Source organism: Flavobacterium johnsoniae (genome assembly GCF_030388325.1).
GTDB lineage: Bacteria > Bacteroidota > Bacteroidia > Flavobacteriales > Flavobacteriaceae > Flavobacterium > Flavobacterium johnsoniae_C.
The window spans coordinates 3255475-3273289 of record NZ_CP103794.1 but is presented as its reverse complement, the minus strand read 5'-3'; the positions used below and the strand labels follow the sequence as shown (position 1 = coordinate 3273289).

General features: G+C 33.9%; 14 protein-coding genes. 2 read left to right on the top strand and 12 right to left on the bottom strand.

Annotated features, from left to right (window positions below):
* Positions 1-98 precede the first annotated feature (98 nt).
* Positions 99-302 carry a hypothetical protein gene (locus tag NYQ10_RS14240; protein ID WP_289877009.1) on the top strand — a complete coding sequence of 68 codons (204 nt, stop codon included), beginning with the start codon at positions 99-101 and terminating at the stop codon, positions 300-302.
* A 46-nt stretch (positions 303-348) separates the two neighbouring features.
* Here NYQ10_RS14240 and NYQ10_RS14235 read toward each other — a convergent pair whose 3' ends face one another.
* The 12 genes from NYQ10_RS14235 to NYQ10_RS14180 all read right to left on the bottom strand — a co-directional run bounded on the left by NYQ10_RS14235 (position 349) and on the right by NYQ10_RS14180 (position 16331).
* Positions 349-591: a hypothetical protein gene (locus NYQ10_RS14235; protein WP_276173863.1), complete on the bottom strand. Its 243-nt coding sequence runs from the start codon at positions 589-591 to the stop codon at positions 349-351.
* A 170-nt stretch (positions 592-761) separates the two neighbouring features.
* Complete coding sequence (locus NYQ10_RS14230; RefSeq protein ID WP_289877008.1) at positions 762-1781, bottom strand: cytochrome-c peroxidase; 1020 nt, start codon at positions 1779-1781, stop codon at positions 762-764.
* A gap of 58 nt (positions 1782-1839) precedes the next feature.
* The gene (locus NYQ10_RS14225; RefSeq protein ID WP_289877007.1) at positions 1840-2706 is read right to left on the bottom strand and encodes an MbnP family protein; all 867 of its coding nucleotides are present in this window, start codon (positions 2704-2706) and stop codon (positions 1840-1842) included.
* Positions 2707-2758: 52 nt separating this feature from the next.
* Positions 2759-3121 carry a hypothetical protein gene (locus NYQ10_RS14220; RefSeq protein ID WP_289877006.1) on the bottom strand — a complete coding sequence of 121 codons (363 nt, stop codon included), beginning with the start codon at positions 3119-3121 and terminating at the stop codon, positions 2759-2761.
* Between the two features lies 1 nt (position 3122).
* Complete coding sequence (locus tag NYQ10_RS14215) at positions 3123-5102, bottom strand: TonB-dependent receptor plug domain-containing protein (RefSeq protein WP_289877005.1); 1980 nt, start codon at positions 5100-5102, stop codon at positions 3123-3125.
* A 4-nt stretch (positions 5103-5106) separates the two neighbouring features.
* Positions 5107-6030 carry a hypothetical protein gene (locus tag NYQ10_RS14210; RefSeq protein WP_289877004.1) on the bottom strand — a complete coding sequence of 308 codons (924 nt, stop codon included), beginning with the start codon at positions 6028-6030 and terminating at the stop codon, positions 5107-5109.
* Positions 6031-6292: 262 nt separating this feature from the next.
* Positions 6293-6667, bottom strand: coding sequence for a hypothetical protein (locus tag NYQ10_RS14205; protein ID WP_289877003.1), 375 nt, complete (start codon positions 6665-6667; stop codon positions 6293-6295).
* Positions 6668-6918: 251 nt separating this feature from the next.
* Entirely contained in the window at positions 6919-8055 is a 1137-nt protein-coding gene (locus NYQ10_RS14200) for a glycoside hydrolase family 26 protein (RefSeq protein ID WP_289877002.1), read from the bottom strand.
* A gap of 86 nt (positions 8056-8141) precedes the next feature.
* Complete coding sequence (locus tag NYQ10_RS14195) at positions 8142-9725, bottom strand: glycoside hydrolase family 43 protein (RefSeq protein WP_289877001.1); 1584 nt, start codon at positions 9723-9725, stop codon at positions 8142-8144.
* Positions 9726-9730: 5 nt separating this feature from the next.
* The gene (locus NYQ10_RS14190; protein ID WP_289877000.1) at positions 9731-11269 is read right to left on the bottom strand and encodes a sugar porter family MFS transporter; all 1539 of its coding nucleotides are present in this window, start codon (positions 11267-11269) and stop codon (positions 9731-9733) included.
* Between the two features lie 406 nt (positions 11270-11675).
* Entirely contained in the window at positions 11676-13289 is a 1614-nt protein-coding gene (locus NYQ10_RS14185; RefSeq protein ID WP_289876998.1) for a RagB/SusD family nutrient uptake outer membrane protein, read from the bottom strand.
* Positions 13290-13310: 21 nt separating this feature from the next.
* Positions 13311-16331, bottom strand: a complete 3021-nt coding sequence (locus tag NYQ10_RS14180) for a SusC/RagA family TonB-linked outer membrane protein (RefSeq protein WP_289876997.1) — start codon at positions 16329-16331, stop codon at positions 13311-13313.
* Positions 16332-16723: 392 nt separating this feature from the next.
* Between NYQ10_RS14180 and NYQ10_RS14175 the strand changes: the two genes are divergently transcribed.
* The gene (locus tag NYQ10_RS14175; RefSeq protein ID WP_289876995.1) at positions 16724-17755 is read left to right on the top strand and encodes a LacI family DNA-binding transcriptional regulator; all 1032 of its coding nucleotides are present in this window, start codon (positions 16724-16726) and stop codon (positions 17753-17755) included.
* The last annotated feature ends 60 nt before the right edge of the window (positions 17756-17815 follow it).

Sequence of the window (17815 nt, the reverse complement as noted above, 5' to 3'; positions counted from 1 at the left end):
ATTTTAAAGATGTGAATTTGATAACAAAACAGGTTTGAGATGTAACAGTTTAAATTTCAACTATTTGTAAATTTGAACAATCTTTAAATACAAACGCCATGAAAAATCTACAAATAAATAAAAGCGAAAATAAAGTTGTGTGCAACAATCGTTTAAGCGTTTGTGCAGGAGATAATAACGAATTGATATTTCGTAAAACTTACGTAGGAGATTGGGGAGATTGGGATGAAAAACCTAGTAATACATTCCAAGAACAGAACAATTATCTAGACGAAAATACAACTATTTCTACAGCTGTATAAATTTTAATACAAGCGAATTCTGTGTAATATTCTATTCGAAAGTCTATTACACAAGAACGCTTATGGTATTACTCAAATTTTCTTTGACAATAAAATCGAGAATAAATTCTCTTACTTCATTTTTTGCTTCGGTTTCGAAAGAGTTGATGTGAAATTCTTCATCTTTATCACTGATGTGTATAATTTCAGTATACCCTTTAGTAATCAAACTTCCTTTCAACTTAATTAAATTAAATTGCTGTTTGCCATCTAATTCTTTACGAACCTGTAGTTTTATAGCTCTTCCCATATGCAAATTCTTTTAATTAATTAACTATCATTTAATTATAAATTTAAAACAATTAATCAATCAAAACTTTTTTTTAACACAGGTCACAACCCACTATTTATCAACACCTTATAAACATTTTATTCTTATTAAAAAGAGCTAAAAATGCTCTAAAATAAGGGCTTCGCAAATTACTTTCCAACAAACTGTTTATCACTCAGCGTTTTCATAAAGGCAATTAGATTCGTTTTTTCCGTCTCTGATAGCGGAATTCTCTTACCATTATTCTTAAAAATCGGATCTAAATTATCTGAATCTAAAACTCCTTTATCAAAATAATCCAAAACAGATTTTAAGTCAGCAAACTGTCCAAAACTGCCATAAGGAGCTGTATATTCTATATTTCGCAAACTTGGAACACGAAAACTCATAAAATCAGAAGCAATTCCTGTAACGCGACCACGTCCCGCTTCATTTGTATCTTTATTTAAAGGAAAACCAATATTTCTAAAACTCTGATCGGTAAACAATTCGCCCGAATGACAGCTTGCACATTTCTGCTGAAAGGTTTTATAGCCTTCTAATTCGCTTTCCGTAAAAGTTTCGCCTTCATTTCGTTTTACTTTATCATATTTACTATTCGAAGAAATCAAGGTATATTCAAATTGTGCAATGCTTTTATAGATTCTGTCTGGATTAATTTCTGAATCGCCAAAAGCTTTTCTAAACAAAACTTTATAATCAGCATCATCTTTAATTTTACCAATAACTTCCAAAATAGAAGAATCCATTTCTTCGTGAGTAATAATAGGAACTAACGGCTGTGTTTCCAATTGCAGTTTGCTTCCATCCCAATTGTAAAATTTTAGAAACAATAAATTCTGAAGCGACGGCGCATTACGAAGTCCCACTCTATCCTGAATTCCAATTGCTTGCGCATTATGATCTGCAAACGCATTTGCCTGAATATGACAACTTGCGCATGAAATCGTATTATCTGCACTGAATCTTTTATCCGAAAAAAGCTTTTCTCCCAATTCTGCACCGTATTTTGTTGGTTTGTTCAAACTCGCAAAACTATTTATCTCTGGAAAACCTTTTGGAATATTTAAAACAATTTCAGGATTATCAATAGCAATCATATCGGCATCATCATTATTACAAGATGTTAATAATGAAAGCATTGCTATAAAAACAAATATTTTTTTCATTTTAAATGAATTTTAAAAAGCCGTCTGATTTTTAGTCTCAGACGGCTCTGAAATATTTTTAGTTTTCTACACTACTAACAGAAAACATTCCGCTAATATCGCTTGAACCATTTCCTCCTAAATTATCCACAAACTTCACCATCTGCGCAGCAGTGTGAACGTTTGGAGTTGCATTATCATTCATTCCAGTTCCTGTTGATAGAGTAATCGTGTTGATTTTTCCGCTCAATAATTTATCAAAATCAGCTTTAATTTTAATTTTTGGCGCTTTACTTCCCACAATTGCGTTTGTTGTTAAGTTCAACGTAATATCTCTATAGGCATTTACACCTTGTGTGTAATTTGGAGCAGTTCCTTCAACTGTACTTCCAGTATGAATTGACATCGCTTTATTATCCGTATCATAAAAACCTTCCACTTTTGTAAAACGGTAACCACTTCCCCATTCCCACATCATTTGCGTGTCGTTTGCCCCCGCAGCTGCGTAGAAATTTGGAAAACGTACTTGATCTAAAGTGTTTTGTTCTGGCTTAATTCCCAAACCGAATTTAATCTGCTTGTAAGTTGCCGACGGAACATTGCTTAAAACATAGCTCAAAGAAGCCGTTTTAGATTGGTCAATTACAGTTGCGCCTTTGTCTAAATCATTTACATTATAAGGAACTTCAGTTCCGTTGTCTTTAACCAAACGTATATTACTAATCACATACTTCAATTCTGAAAAATGATGAATTTGTCCTGATGCCGAAGTATTTGAAGTTGCCGAAGTTGAAGTTGCATTTCCTAAAACAATAGTATTGTTTTTTAATGTATTCGTGAATTCTAGCGTTAAATTGTTCGCAACTGGATTATCGTCATCACTTGAACATGATACGAAAGTCAATGCGGCAACTGATAATAATAGGTATTTTTTTAAATTTTGCATTTTGTGATATTTAATTTTTTGTATTTCTATTTTATTAATTGAGGGAAATTAATCAGCAAATAGGCGGCGGTACAAAAATTTCTAAACAAGGTTCAAAATGATTAAATTCTTTATAAATCAATACTTTATTACTTATCATTTTTAGAATGCGAACTGGAAACTCAAAATTCTGATTCTGAAGAATGTCTATTTTTTTGAAAATACTATTTAACTCCAAATCGTTTTTTTCAGACTTTTCTAATTCTTTCTTTAAATGACATTTTCCGTGACATTGCAATTCTGGTTTGGCTCTATTTTCGCAGAATTGACTTTCTATATCTTGCTGATTCAGTTTAAAGTGCACAACAATAAGCGCCTGTTGGAACGAAACCAACAAGAACAAAATCGTCATTGTGATACTAAAAACTTTTTTCATTTTATAAAGTGAATTTTAAAGAAGTAAAAATGTTACGTCCCATTCTCGGAATATTTCCCCAGTCGGCATAAGTGCTGTAATATTCATTTAATAAATTCTCTGCACCAACTTGAACCGTCGTTTTTACTTTATTGATTTTAAAAGAATAATCAGCAGAAAGATTCCAAATTGTATACGCCGAAGTCAGATCTTCTCCATATTCTGGACTGTAATTAATTTGTTCGAAATCACCATTTACAGAAGTTTGGATTCCGAAATTCTTATGCATAAAATGAAGCGAAGTCTGATAACTCAACGGACGAATAAAAGGAAGATTTCCGCCTAAATTGTCCATTCCGCGTGCATACATTAAAGTTCCTTTCCAATGTAAATGCTCCAAAATATCGTAACCTGCATTTACAGAAAAATTCAAAAGTGTGGCATAATCTAATGACGTATATCCTTTTACACCAACCGATTGGTAATTCATCGGACTTCCCATACTCAAAATTCTACCTATAATATAATTCTGAATGTAGAAATAGTTAATTTTTCCTTGAAGGCTGAATTTTTCATTTTTAAAACCAGCACTTGCATTTCCTTCATACGAAATTTCATTTTTCAAATTCGGATCTCCGATATAATCGTAACGGTCAAAACTATTATAAATATAATAGCCGTAACCTTCAGAAACAGAAGGCGCTCTATGACCATAGCCAGCTCCGACAGAAAAATCAAATTGGTCAATATTTAGCTGATAAGCCGCATGAAAATTAGGCAAAAATCTCGTTTTTTCCTGAGGCGCTCCGGGATGAAAAATCCAGTTGAATTCTACATATTTTGAGTAATTGTAATTCACGCCCAAAGAACCGCCCAAATTCACTTGGCTTTTCTCTGAAAGATCCCAAGAATTATTCATTGAAAGTCCCGCGTAACGTGTTGTTACCCACGGCCAGCTGTACGCAAACATCGTTCTTTTGCTTCGATCTTGCGGATACATTCGCATTTCTGCAATAGACAAATTATCGTATGCATTCAATTGAATTTCAGCAGCATAATTATCCTTTTTCAAATTGGCTTTAGAAACCAAACCATAAGTCGTGCTCCAGCCTGGCATATCCATGTGAACCAAATTTTCAGGACGCGTCGTGTCATCCATATAATGTTCTATTGCATTAAAATAGATTTTTGTATCTATCACTTTTACCAAGCCATTTTCAAATAATTGTTTGTAAGCAGCCGAAGTGATCAAAGCTCTAGAAAGCGATAAATCCATTGGAAGCGCTGGAAAACCAACATCTTTAGCCATATCAAAAATTGCATCGACTCTTACGGCAGACAATTCGCTTGTTTTATAAGCCAATCCAATTGAAGTATTGAACTTTTTATATTGAGAATGTTTTACTTCGTCATCATTTCCGTCAAAATAATTGTCTGCTTTTCGGTAAGAAATGCTTCCGTCGAAAACAAATTTATTGCTTGAATACGAGACATTTCCAAGATTAAAAAACTGTTTATTGTTGAATTCAAATCCGCTTTGGTACGCGCCATTCCATTTTCTTTGAGCACTAAATGGCGTGCTTTTTCTTTTTAAATCGATACTTCCCGCAACAGTTGCACCGTGAAGACTTCCCTCCTGTCCAGATTTGATATCAATTGCCGAAAGATTATTACTTTCTACATAAGACGTAATCGGATCCATTTTATCGGTACAAGCGCCAAAAACATGCATTCCGTCAATTGTAACGGTTGAGCGTTCTGTGCTCATATTATTTAGCAAAGGTTCCCAAGCGTAAGCTCCACGTTTTATGAAACTTATATTATCTGAAGAAGATAAAAATTCATCAACCGAAACTGCCATTTTCATTTCTGTTTCGATCTTCTTTTTAGTGGCATTTTTTACAGTTACTTCTTCTAAATTTTTGATGCTGTCGTGATGTGCGTGCGAATTTTGAGCGTTTACAGACATTCCCAAAAAAAGCAGCATTATAATATATTTCATGTTTTTAGAATAAAGTATCAATATAAAGTTCACTTTTAACTCCTTCAATTCCAGGCGTAAAATCGGTTGGCACAACGGTTCCTTTCAAAATCAATCCATTTTGATTCATCATAATTAAATTCAGTGTCCAATTTCCAGTCATCGTATAATTGACAACGCCGTGATACAAACCGTCATTTTCCTGTACCAAATCTTTATTGTTTGGCGAAGAGTGATTTCCCATAGAAGGTTCGGGCATTCTTGGATCTAATTTTAAAGTAAAACCCGTTACTTCCGAATATGAAAATTGAGTCGGATCTGGAAAAGTACCCGCCGTAGTGGTCGGTTTATTGTATTTGTAAATACCCGCAACCAATTTGTTTTCTGAAACCGTTGGTTTTTGCGGAGAAACCAATGCAATAAAATATTGTTCGCCGTCATTTCCTGTAAATGCGGTCATATTCAGGTTTTTATTGTTTTGTTTTTCAACCGTAATATCTTTATTAATTTCATATTTCTGATTATCAGCAGTAAAACTTATGTACAATTTCCAACTTGCAGTAGTGGTACTTTCACCAGTAAAAACAGAATATCCAGCGTAATATTTATTTGTAGAATCGTAAGTTGTTTTATATTCATGCGGGCAAGAACTTTTGCTTCCGTCTGCATTCGTAATTATTGGTAAAAAAGTTACATCAGAAGTATTTAAAATTTGATTTGTTTGCGCATTTAAAACTTTGATATGAAGCTCATTATAACCTTTATAGAATGTTCCGTTTAAAGCGTCGATAGTAATTTTGTAATTACCGCTAGTAAATGAAACTGCTTCTTTAAATTCGTAAGATTCTGGAACTTGAGAGCCTGTTTCTGCTTCGTAATCTGTTTTGTCAATGGTACAAGAAGTGATTGCAAAAAGTAATGCAATTACTAGAAAATTAAAAGATTTCATTTTGTAATGAATGTTTTAAAACTGTTTAAATTGTAGCAGAATGCCATGAAATTTTGAAAATCAAAACATGACAAATGCCGTGAACTTACAAGAATAAGATCAACAGTTTCGACTGTAAAGGAAAAATGTAAATAAAACTAATGCCGTAATAAACGTTGCGAATTCTTGAAGCGAAAACACATTACATTTATATTACATTATTTATCATTGCATTAATTGCAATGATTTCAAATAGGATACAAATTAAACTGGAAACTCTGATCTATACCAAACAGAGCGGAGGATGAAAAGTAAGATTAGAAGCCTTGATAGGTTTCTTTTCGAATAAAATTGAAGTGTTTTCTTTTGATTCTACTAAAGAAATAATCGAAAATTTAACTTCAGGAGAATTTTGAACATAAACCAATTCTAGTTTTTCTTTTAAACTGTCTTGTTTTTTCTCGTTATCAGCATATTTTTTAATGCTTTTTTGAAGTTCGCATCGACCGTTACAAGAATTAAAAACAGATTTACGCTGCACACAAATAGTCTGCGCAATTTCTTTTTGATTTATTTTGAAGGAAGCATAAATGAACAAGCTGCCAAAAGATGGCGACAAGATTAAAATGGAAAGTACTATGATAAATAATCTTTTCAATTGCTTGAATTATGTTTCGGCAACAAAAGTACACACTATTTTGTATTTATTTTAACGAAATGTAAATTTTTTATTTAATAAAAGACATTTTTATCTTATTTTATAACTGTGATTAATAAAACTACTTTAAAAATTGCAATAACGTTAAAATGATTGCAAAAATCCATTTTAGAGTTTAAAACAAAAGAAAAATGCCAAACGTAATGTTTAGCATTTTTTTTGTCATGTTTTTAATAAAAAGTAAAAATGGTTTAATTGTATAATTGATCAAAAAGTTCTGGCGAAGCTTTTAAATATTTGTCTTTGCCAACTTCTTCATTCCATTTTTTGGTAATGAAATCGCTCAATTGCAATCTGGAATCAATTCCTTTAAAAGTTGGATTTACTTTCCATCTTGGTTTGTCTTTCCAATTGGCATTGATGTAACTTATAGCTTTTACCGTTTTCGGATTATCGTTTATGGTTTTAAAAAACGGAACAAACCATTCTTCCCAAGCCATTTTTGCTTGTTCCGGATTAGAAAGTTTCATTTCTTTTGTTAAACCTGTATTTCCTTTCGGATCATTTTTCCAATCGGTTGATGTTGGCGCTGCTTCACAGATAAAAACAGGTTTGTTTTTGGCTTTAGCGAAAGCAATCATATTTTCCTGTTTGTAATTATTAAAAAATGAAAATCCGCACCAATCGACATAATTATCTCCCGGATACCATTTTTCAAGATCTTCTAAAGTGCTTTCAAACCCTTTTGACTGCCAAACGTAAGCGACATTCTTAACGCCTTGTTCGTCTAATTTGTCTTTAATATGTCGAAAAGCATTGATGTAAGCCACTCTTTCATAACGATTCCACGGACCGTCAAATTCAAAGCCAATTCTAAGAAAAACAGGTCTTTTTCCTAAACTCTTAAAAAATTCTCCCATTTTTTTGATGTAAGAATCCAATTCGCCGCTTGCAATTTTTACTTCGGTATCTATTATTGCTAAACCAATTGCCAAAGCGGAGTTTTTAAAATCAGCATCATTTAATTGTAAAGACATATTCTCTGGCCCGTCTCCCCAATCTGCGGTTTCGTAAATTCCGTTTAAGCCTGAGTACGTAAAAGAATGTCCATCAAATTCTTCAGTTACGCCTGGCATAATATCGGTATACATTGTAAATCCGCCCGGAGCGGGAAAATGGTCAAAATAACCGTTTTTATCTTTTTCCGTTCCGCCCAAAGCATCATTTTCTTGACCAATAAACAGAATCACTTCGCCATCTTTTGGCTCAAATTTGGCACGTTTTTGTTCTTTTTTTTCAAGTATTTTTGCTTTTTCATTAGAAGATTGCTGCTTACAATTCACTAGGAAAAAACAAAGACCAATAATCATTATATATCGTAATTTCATAATTCAATTTTTAAGTCTATTATGTTTTCTTTCAAATCTTACATTTTGCTTCTTGTATCTATTTTTCAATCTAAAGAAATCTAAAATCAACAATCTAAAATTGTGTACTCAAACCAATCAAAATCGGCATGAACAGAATTCGTTGCCAAATCCTGACAACATAATCCGACCAAACATCCCGTAAAAGCTGGACGGTAACGTTCGCTTTCGTCACGTACATAATCGTCTGACAAAATGCTCATATCTAGTTTTTCTCCGATTTTTTCAAAATGGCTTCCATCTTTACTAAATAGAAATTGCAATTTATCATGGTTAATGGTTGCTTTCAGAAGTATTTCTTGAATTCCCGTTACGATAATAATTTCTTTTTGTTCAATTATTTTATAATTACAACAACTTACAATTGAAAGAATCTTTTGATTTCCACTTTTTGTTACATGCAAATAATGATAATGTCCCGTATTATAATACAAAACTAATCCCGCTAAATGCTGAAACTTTGTCGGTTCAAAACGTATAGAAGTCGTAATTTCCGCTTTAAAATGTTGTAATCTTCTCGCTACCAAAGCTTGCGTATGTGTAGACGTAAGCGATTCTTTTCCTTTTAAACGTAAAAATCCTGGGCGCTCAGTTAAAGAAATCCATTCTTCTGATTGTGGAATTCTTAAGGTTTGAAAATCTATCGGCAATGTATCGGCATCAAAATTTTCTCTTTTGGGACTTTCGTCAAAGACAACTTCTTTTAAGTTTGGAGAAGGAATTTCTAAACGAGGCAAATTGGAACCTGAATTCAAATACGGCCAATCATTTTTCCAAACGATTTCTTCAATTGCGGTTTCTCTTCCTAAAATACATCTTCCCTGAACAGTTAACGGTCGACTTACTAAAAATGTAACATACCAATCGCCATTTTGAGTTTCTACAAATGAAGCATGTCCTGCTTTTTGCAATTCATATTCTGGCGAATTTCTCGCTGTTAAAATCGGATTTTCTGGATGATTTTCATAAGGTCCTGAAATGTTTCTAGAACGCATAACGGTTTCTGCATGACCATATTCTGTTCCGCCTTCGGCAAGAATTAAGTAATAATAGTCGTTTCGTTTATACAAATGCGGACCTTCGGTAAAACCTAAATCGGTTCCAGAAGTTAAATAGAAAATTTCTCCAACTAATTTTTGTACTTCTGTATCATATTCCTGAAGTTCGATTCCGCCAAAAAACTTTCCATTTCGATGATCGACCAACATATTAATGTACCAAGTTTTTCCATCATTATCATGAAAAAAAGAACCGTCAAAACCTGCTGATGTCAAGTAAACTGGTTCGCTCCAATTTCCTAAAATATCATTTGTAGTTACAACATAATTGGGTGTGTCTTTCCAGACGCCGTCAAACGATTTTACATTAGTGTAAACCAAATAAAAAACACCATTTTTATAAGACAAACAAGGCGCCCAAACCCCGCAGGAATCAGGAACTCCTTTCATATCCAATTGCGAAATTCGATTGAGCGGATGCGCAACTACTTTCCAATTTTTTAAATCTTTTGAATGATGAATCTGCACACCCGGAAACCATTCAAATGTGGATGTTGCGATGTAATAGTCATCTCCTACTCTACAAATTGAAGGATCTGGATTGAAACCTTTTAAAATTGGGTTCTGAATCATATATCTTATTTTACGAAATCAATTTCTATTTGTTCTAATGATTTTCCTTTGGTTTCGGGCAAGATTTTATACAATATGAAGAAACCGATTAATGCAATTGCGCCAAAAATAGAAAACGTAAATGCGTTGCCTAAATTGGATAATTCCCAAGGAAAAACCTGCTGCACAATCCAGCTAACAAATCCGTTTACAAAACCGATTACGCCAATTGCCAAACCGCGGTAACGATTTGGATATAATTCGGATAATAAAACCCACATTACTGGACCAAGCGAAAAAGCAAAACAAGCAATAAAACCCATCACGCCGACTAAAACCAAAACGGCATTCATTTGAGTTGCCATTTCTAAAATTGTCCCTTCATTTTTAGCATAAATCTGATCTCCTAAAAGCGTTTTCATTTCGTTTTTAAAAGCAATATCATTCTCGTAAACTTTGCCTGCAATGGGTTTTAATTTTACTGAAATTGAATCTTCTAAAAGCGTTATTTTATCTAAAGTCAATTGGTATTTTGCTTCTTTAAATCCGTACGCGCACAAAGCCATACTAATTGCAATTCCAGCAATACCAACTAATAACAAAGGACGACGCCCCATTTTATCAATTAAAAACATGGCTACAATCGTAAAAGCTACCGTTATAAAACTCAATAAAACTCCCGAAGAAAAAGATGCATCATTGCCAATTCCGGTTTGTTTAAAAATAGATGTTGCGTAAAAATAAATCGCATTGATTCCGGTAATTTGCTGTAAAATTCCAATGACCAATCCGACCGTAAAAACGAACTTTAATGCGGGTTTAAAAAGGTCTTTTATTTTTAGTTTTTCCGTATTTTGATTGTCTACTTTTAAACTTTCTAAAATAGTTTCAGTTTCTAATTTGGCTTTTTCTATTCCATGCATGGAAACCAAAACTTTTCTAGCTTCATCATCTCTTTTTTGGGTAAATAACCAACGCGGACTTTCAGGCACAAAAAACAAGAAAATATAATAGATAATAGACGGAACAATCACAATTCCGAGCATCCAACGCCAAACATTTGCTTCTGTTAGAAAACTCGTTTGCCCAGAAGTATGCAGATAATTGATGTAATAATTGCTCAAAAAAGCAGCAAAAAATCCTAATACAATATTGAGTTGCTGAATGGAAACTAATTTTCCTCTGTTTTCTGCCAAAGAAACTTCGGCAATATAAGTTGGTGCAATTACCAAAGCGATTCCAAATGCTATTCCGCCAATCATACGGGCGATGTAAAGCATTTCATAAGAAAAACTATAAGCAGATAAAACGATGGATAAAGCATATAAAAAAGACGCAAGAATCAGTAATTTTTTTCTTCCGATTATATCGCTTAAACGTCCTGAAATCAGCATGGCAAACATTGCCGTAAAAGAAGGCGAACTTACCACCCAGCCTGTTTGAAAATCGTTCAGATTAAATTCGGGACCAACGTAAGACATGACTCCAGAAATAATTCCGGCATCAAAACCAAACAAAAATCCTCCTAAAGAAACTACAAAAGCGGCAAATATTGATTTTTTCATTTAAAATTATGGTTGTTACTATTTCATAATTTTGTTCTTATGAGAACTAAATCGTTTGAAATTTAGTTAAATTTTTAAAAAGTTGAGCTGTTTTTATCAAACAGCCCAACTCAGACTAACATGAAATTAACTATAAACTAAACTTACTTATTGTTTGAGAGCAATTCAGTTTTAACACATAGTTCATATAGTTTGTCATTCCGAGGAACGAGGAATCTTCGCAAGTAGCTCCGCATAGAGAATTTCCAATCTTTTTAGAGTTTCTAACGAAGATTCCTCGTTCCTCGGAATGACAAGATTGCGGAGACTATGTTTATTTAAACAAGTGAAACGCCTTTTATAAAGATTCAAATTCTATCCCGAAGCTTCGGGACTATGTGTTAAAACTGAATTGCTCTCAAACCTCCTAATATCCTGGATTTTGAATTAAAATTGTCGCTCCAACTTGTTGAATTTCAGATGCTGGAATTGGCAATAATTCGTCTCTTCCTACAACAAAAACTTTTCCAACCGCTTCTAGCGCAGCTTTTGCATCGCCCCAACGTACTAAATCAGTATATCTGTCCCAACCTTCTGTTGCCAATTCTCTTCTTCTTTCATCTTTAACACCTTGCAATGTGTACGCTGGAATTTTGGGATTTCCTGCTCCGTAAGCTCTTTCAGTTACTAATTTATAAGAACTTGCTCCGCTTAAAACGCCTGTTCCACCCATTAAAGTTGCTTCAGCATGCATTAAAAGCACGTCTGCATAACGAATGATTTTTTCATTTAATGGAGAATCCGCATAATTTTGCAAACCGTCCTGAACTGCAGGCGGAATCCAATATTTGTACATACTTGCTTTAGATTTAAAAGCTGCCGTTCCGGTTGGCCAGAAATAATTGTAAGTATCAGTCCCGAAAACCCATTGTCCTTCTGTAGCAAAATTGATTGAGCCGTCTGGATTGGTACTGCAATTACAAGAAATAGCGCCTCTTCCGCCTCTTACAATAGTTTGCGGTGTTATAAAAGTGTATTCTTTTCTTCGGTCCGAATTATCATAAAAATCAATCAATTCTTGTCTTGGAACACTATTTCCGAAAGCACTGTTTCCAACCGAACTATTAAACAAAAATCCGAACATTTGATGTGTTGACGAACCTTGATTCGAGTAACTCTGTCCACCTTCAAAATTATTGTATAAAGAACCGCTGATGTAACCAATTTCAAAAATCGATTCTTTTCCGTATTCGTTATTTAAATCCCAATTGTCTTCGAATTTTTCTTCTAGCGAATAACCCAATTTCATTACTTCTTCGCAATATTTAACGGTTTCATTATAATCTTTCTGATATAAATTGGCTTTCGCTAAAAAAGCATAAGCCGCGCCTTTTGTTGCTCTTCCTTTTTTTGCCGCAACCGTTGGTAAAGTCTGCGCTGCATCTAATAAATCTTTTTCAATCTGCACATAAACTTCTGCGGCTGTAGCTTTTGGCTTTTTAAAATTATAAGAAGCATCTTTTATATATTCTGTAATTAAAGGAACGCCTCCAAAATGTTTCACCAATTCGAAATAAGCAAATCCACGTAAAAATTTGGCTTGCGCAATAAGCTGATTTTTAAAAGCTTCATCTTTTATTTTTTCAGTTTCTGTAATTATTCCAATTGCCGTATTAGCTCTTGAAATCATGGTGTACCATTTTTTCCACATTCCTTCCACACTCGAATTATTTGGCGCAATCGGATTTTTATCAAATGCCTGTCCTGCAACCCAAAATGTAGCCCATTGCGAAACTACATTATCTGCCCTCATATCCTGAAACATAACCGGATACATATGTCTTGTTGCGGCACCGTCTACTTGCCAACGCAACGGATCGTAAGCTGCATTTACCAAAGCTTCGAAATCTGAATCGGTTTGAATGGCGTCTGCTGTTAACTGAGTTGTTGGTTCTATGGTCAAGAAATCTTCAGAACAGCTGTTGAGCATCAATAACATCGAAAATGCTAAAATGCTATCTTTTATATATTTAATTTTCATAACGAAATTTTTATTTTAGAATTAAAACTTAGCTTGTACGCCCATTAAAATCGTACGGGCTTGCGGATAAAATCCTCTATCGATTCCCATATCCAAAGAATTGCTTGCACCAGATTCTCCAATTTCTGGATCTGTTCCGTCGTATTTCGTACTTACCCACAAATTCTGGCCCGTTACATAAATTCTGAATTTGTCGATTTTAAGCTTATCCACTAAACTTGACGGAAGGCTGTAACCCAAAGTCACCGTTTTTAGTTTTAAAAAAGAACCATCTTTTACATAGAAATCTGAAACCTGAGAATCGGTCAAACCAAAACCTAAACTATTTTTTAAGCCATTTGTAGAATAAGAATCTTTTCTGTTCGAATAACCTGCATCGGTTCTAATCGTGGCATCGTAAATATCATTTCCTTCAGATCCGTATAAAAAGGCATTGAAATCGAAGTTTTTATAAGCTGCTCCCAAATTAACTCCATAAGTAAAATCAGGCAGAGCGCTTCCTATATACGTTTTGTCAGCGGTTGTAATACCTGGAACGCCATCGTTGTCTTTATAAACTAAATTCCCCGCAGCATCAATAGATTCTACTTGGTAACCATAAAATCCTGCAATAGAATGTCCTTCTGTAGTCAAAGTAATTGGATCGTTGAAAACAAAAGTTCCTGTTCCGCCTGTTAATGGCTGTCCGTTGTTTCCTAAACTAGTTACTTTGTTTTTGTTTTGCGCAAGGTTTGCTGCAATATCCCAAGAAAACCCGTTTTCATATTTTTTTCTGTACGAAAGCAACAATTCAAAACCTTTGTTTTCCATATCAGCAATATTGGTCGCAGGCGCTGGATAACCAGAGAATAAAGGAACTCCAATCGGAATCAGCATATCGCTTGTTTTTTTAATGTAATAATCAAATGTCAATCCGAATGAATTATTGAAAGCGTTGATGTCTACACCAAAGTTGGTTTGGGCAACTTCTTCCCATTTTACGTCAGGATTTGGTAAAAATGCAGGCGTTAAACCAGAAACGTTTTCTCCGCCAAAATTGGTTCCTGAACCTGAATTCAGCACCGAAGAATATTGGAACGGATTGATATTATCGCTTCCATTTATACCCCAACTTGCACGAAGTTTTAATAGATTAATGAATTTTGAATTGTTTAAAAAACTTTCTTCAGAAATTACCCAACCTCCAGAAACAGAAGGAAAAATTCCCGTTCTATTATTAGATCCAAAGTTTGATGAAGAATCGGCTCTCAGCGTTCCAGAAAGCAAATATTTATGAGCATAATCGTAATTTACTTTTCCGTAATATCCAACTAAAGCCGTATCAAAAGCGTAAGGAACAGCAGAAGTTATTCCCGACGGATTTCGGATTGTTGCAAAATTGGTTGATTTGAAATCATTCGTAAAAAAGCCAACTCCATTTCTTGAACTGGTTTCGAAAGTGGTTTGATAAACCGACATTCCAGCCAAAACATCTAAATTATGATTGCCTAAATTGGAGAATTTATATGAGCCGTTTCCATCAAACTGCGTCATTTTGTTAGAATAAAGCGTTTCTCTCAAAGTTGCATTCGTATTGACATATCCTTGATCGGAAAAATCAAAAGTTGGTGTAAATTGTTTATCGAATGTGTTGTCTTTGTAATGAAAATAAGTTCCAGTAATTTTAAAATCGTTGGTAACTTTCCAAGTTCCTTTGATATTTGCCGTTGTAATATCTGAAACCGATTTATTATTAGTAATAATCAAAGCCAAAAAAGGATTCGCAACCGCTCCAACCGTTGGCAGAGAAACGCCGTTTACTACAACTCCCTGCTGATTTCCCATTCCGAAAGGAACAGATCTGTCATCTGAAGCAAAAGCGGGATAAATCGCTGGAATAGAATTCACGAAATTCATAATAGAAATCCCTGTTCCTGATTGATTTTCAAAAAGATAATCTCTTTCTACATCCACCAAATTTAAACCTACATTGATATTAAACTTCGAAGTAATATCAGTTTCAAAATTCAGTTTTACATTTTTTCTAGTGTATTGCGATTTTCCTTCGTTGCCGCCAACCATTCCTTTTTGGTCAAAAAGTCCGCCTGAAATATTGTATGAGTAATTTTCGCCACCGCCTGAAATAGAACTGCTTAAACTAGAAACTGGAGTGGTTTCAAACAATTCTCCATACCAATCTGTGTTTGGTAATTTTGCAATTTCGGCAGGTGTCAAAACGTTTCCATTTCCTGGATTTTTGGTTCTAAAATCATTCAAATAAGAAACGTAAGCGTTTTTATCCATCAAATCAGGCTTGTTTCCAAGAGACTGAAAACCAGTATAAGTATCAATTGTAATGTTTGGTTTTGCAGAACCGCGTCTTCCTGTTTTGGTTTCTACTAAAATAACTCCGTTTCCTCCGCGCGCACCATAAATTGCGGCAGAAGCCGCATCTTTCAAGATATTCATGCTTTTAATATCATCAGGATTTACAAAGTTCAAATTAGGAACCTGCTGTCCGTCAACCAAATACAAAGGCGCTGAAGCTCCAACCGAAGCTGCCCCTCTCAATCGAACTGTTAAAGGCGCTCCCGGCGATCCCGAAGTCTGCACTACAGTAACTCCAGGCGATGTTCCCTGCAAAGCCGCTTCTGGACGACTCACAGCTAATTCTGTAATCTGCGCGGCATTTACAACGCCAACTGCCGTAGAAACTGCTTTTTTGTTTTGAGTTTGTCCGTACCCTACAACTACAACCTGATCTAAAGTATTCATGCTTTCGATCATAGTAATCGTAACCGACTGATTCCTTTTAACTACAACTTCTTGTGTTTCGTATCCTAAATAATTCACGACTAAAGTTCCTGTTTCTGAAGTTAAAGCAATCGAAAACTTCCCATCAAAATCTGTAGTGGTTCCGATGTTACTGCTTTTAACTTTTAAATCTACTCCCGGCAAAGGACCTGTATTGGAGGTTACAATTCCTGAGACATTTTGAGAAAATGCATTCGCCGTAATCAATAGAAAAACGGAAAATACCATCTTAAATAAATAATTTTTCATAAATGCTGGTTTTTAATTTTGGATTTTTTTGGTCTTTTTTTTGTTAATAGTTCAAATATATAGACGTGAAATAGGAATAATTCAATTTTTAACTTGAAGAAGTTCTAAATCGAAAAAATATCAATTCTTAAAAAATCGATTCTATAATTGAAAAAAAGCAGGAAATACAAGGCGTTTAAAGTGGTTGGGAATTTTGCCAAAATTTTACTTAAAGGTTTAAGTAAATTTTTATCAAAAAATTAAAAAACAAAGAAATTAACTACAATTTTATGCAATGAAAAAAAATTTATGAAAAGCAAAACACTATTCATAAAACAAGATAATTTATATTGTATATTCGTTAAACTAAAACCCAAAATACTGTTGATTTCTATTATCAAAGAGTCCCAAAAATGAATAAGAAAATTACTTTGAAACAGATCGCAAAAGAGTTTAACACTTCGATTGCAACGGTATCTAAAGCCCTGAACGACAGCCATGACATAAGCACAGCTACAAAAAATAAAATTAAGAATTACGCACAACTTCATAATTACAAACCCAACAGCATTGCATTAAGTTTACTTAATAAAAAAACCAAAACAATTGGCGTAATTATGCCGACTATTCTGAATCATTTTTTTGTTCAGATTTTTAACGGAATGGAACAAGCTGCAAATGAAAAAGGCTATAATTTGATTACGATTATTTCGAATGGAAAACTCGAAAAAGAAATCACCTCCATCAATCTTTTAGAAAATGGAATTATCGACGGTTTGCTAATTTCTTTATGCGAAGAAGCGCAATCTAAACAGCATATTGCTCATATTGAGAATTTTATAAAAAATGCAGGTCCAGTTGTAATGTTCGATCGCGTTTTTGATTCTTTAGAAACAGACAAAATTATTGTAGACGATTTTAACTGTTCGTACAAAGCAACAGAACATCTCATAAAAACAGGCTGTAAAAACATCGCCATAGTAACAGTTTTAGATTACTTAGGAATTGTAAAACTGAGAATCGACGGCTATCTGAAAGCACATGAAGATTATAATATTCCTGTAAATAAAAAACTGATTTCGCTCATTAAAAAAGAATATGATTTTGAAACCGAAATAAAAACCATGTTAGATTATCAAAAAGTAGATGGAATTATCGGTCTTGAAGAATATTCTACAGTCGAATCGATGACGATTGCCCAAAATAGAGGTTATAAAATTCCTGAAGATATTTCTATAATTGGTTTTACGAACAGTGAAATGTTTAAATATTGCAAACCATCAATATCTTGTATTAGTCAGCATGGCGTTTTTATGGGCCAGATTGCTGTCCAAAAAGTAATTGAACGAATTGAAAATGAAGAGCAAAACCAACCAGAATTTGAAACTAAAATCATAAAAGCGAGTCTAATTGAACGTGATTCGACAAAGAAAATTACATTTTAATATTCATAAAGAAGTTGCATAATTTCAATCTTTCTCCTATAATTTTAGCCAAATTATATA

Excerpts from the sequence above, each read along its gene's own strand:
- NYQ10_RS14225 (WP_289877007.1), bottom strand. The coding sequence starts at position 2,706 with ATGCAAAATTTAAAAAAATACCTATTATTATCAGTTGCCGCATTGACT.
- NYQ10_RS14215 (WP_289877005.1), bottom strand. The coding sequence starts at position 5,102 with ATGAAATATATTATAATGCTGCTTTTTTTGGGAATGTCTGTAAACGCT.
- NYQ10_RS14190 (WP_289877000.1), bottom strand. The coding sequence starts at position 11,269 with ATGAAAAAATCAATATTTGCCGCTTTTGTAGTTTCTTTAGGAGGATTT.
- NYQ10_RS14220 (WP_289877006.1), bottom strand. The coding sequence starts at position 3,121 with ATGAAAAAAGTTTTTAGTATCACAATGACGATTTTGTTCTTGTTGGTT.
- NYQ10_RS14210 (WP_289877004.1), bottom strand. The coding sequence starts at position 6,030 with ATGAAATCTTTTAATTTTCTAGTAATTGCATTACTTTTTGCAATCACT.
- NYQ10_RS14185 (WP_289876998.1), bottom strand. The coding sequence starts at position 13,289 with ATGAAAATTAAATATATAAAAGATAGCATTTTAGCATTTTCGATGTTA.
- NYQ10_RS14180 (WP_289876997.1), bottom strand. The coding sequence starts at position 16,331 with ATGAAAAATTATTTATTTAAGATGGTATTTTCCGTTTTTCTATTGATT.
- NYQ10_RS14195 (WP_289877001.1), bottom strand. The coding sequence starts at position 9,725 with ATGATTCAGAACCCAATTTTAAAAGGTTTCAATCCAGATCCTTCAATT.
- NYQ10_RS14230 (WP_289877008.1), bottom strand. The coding sequence starts at position 1,781 with ATGAAAAAAATATTTGTTTTTATAGCAATGCTTTCATTATTAACATCT.
- NYQ10_RS14175 (WP_289876995.1), top strand. The coding sequence starts at position 16,724 with ATGAATAAGAAAATTACTTTGAAACAGATCGCAAAAGAGTTTAACACT.
- NYQ10_RS14200 (WP_289877002.1), bottom strand. The coding sequence starts at position 8,055 with ATGAAATTACGATATATAATGATTATTGGTCTTTGTTTTTTCCTAGTG.
- NYQ10_RS14240 (WP_289877009.1), top strand. The coding sequence starts at position 99 with ATGAAAAATCTACAAATAAATAAAAGCGAAAATAAAGTTGTGTGCAAC.
- NYQ10_RS14235 (WP_276173863.1), bottom strand. The coding sequence starts at position 591 with ATGGGAAGAGCTATAAAACTACAGGTTCGTAAAGAATTAGATGGCAAA.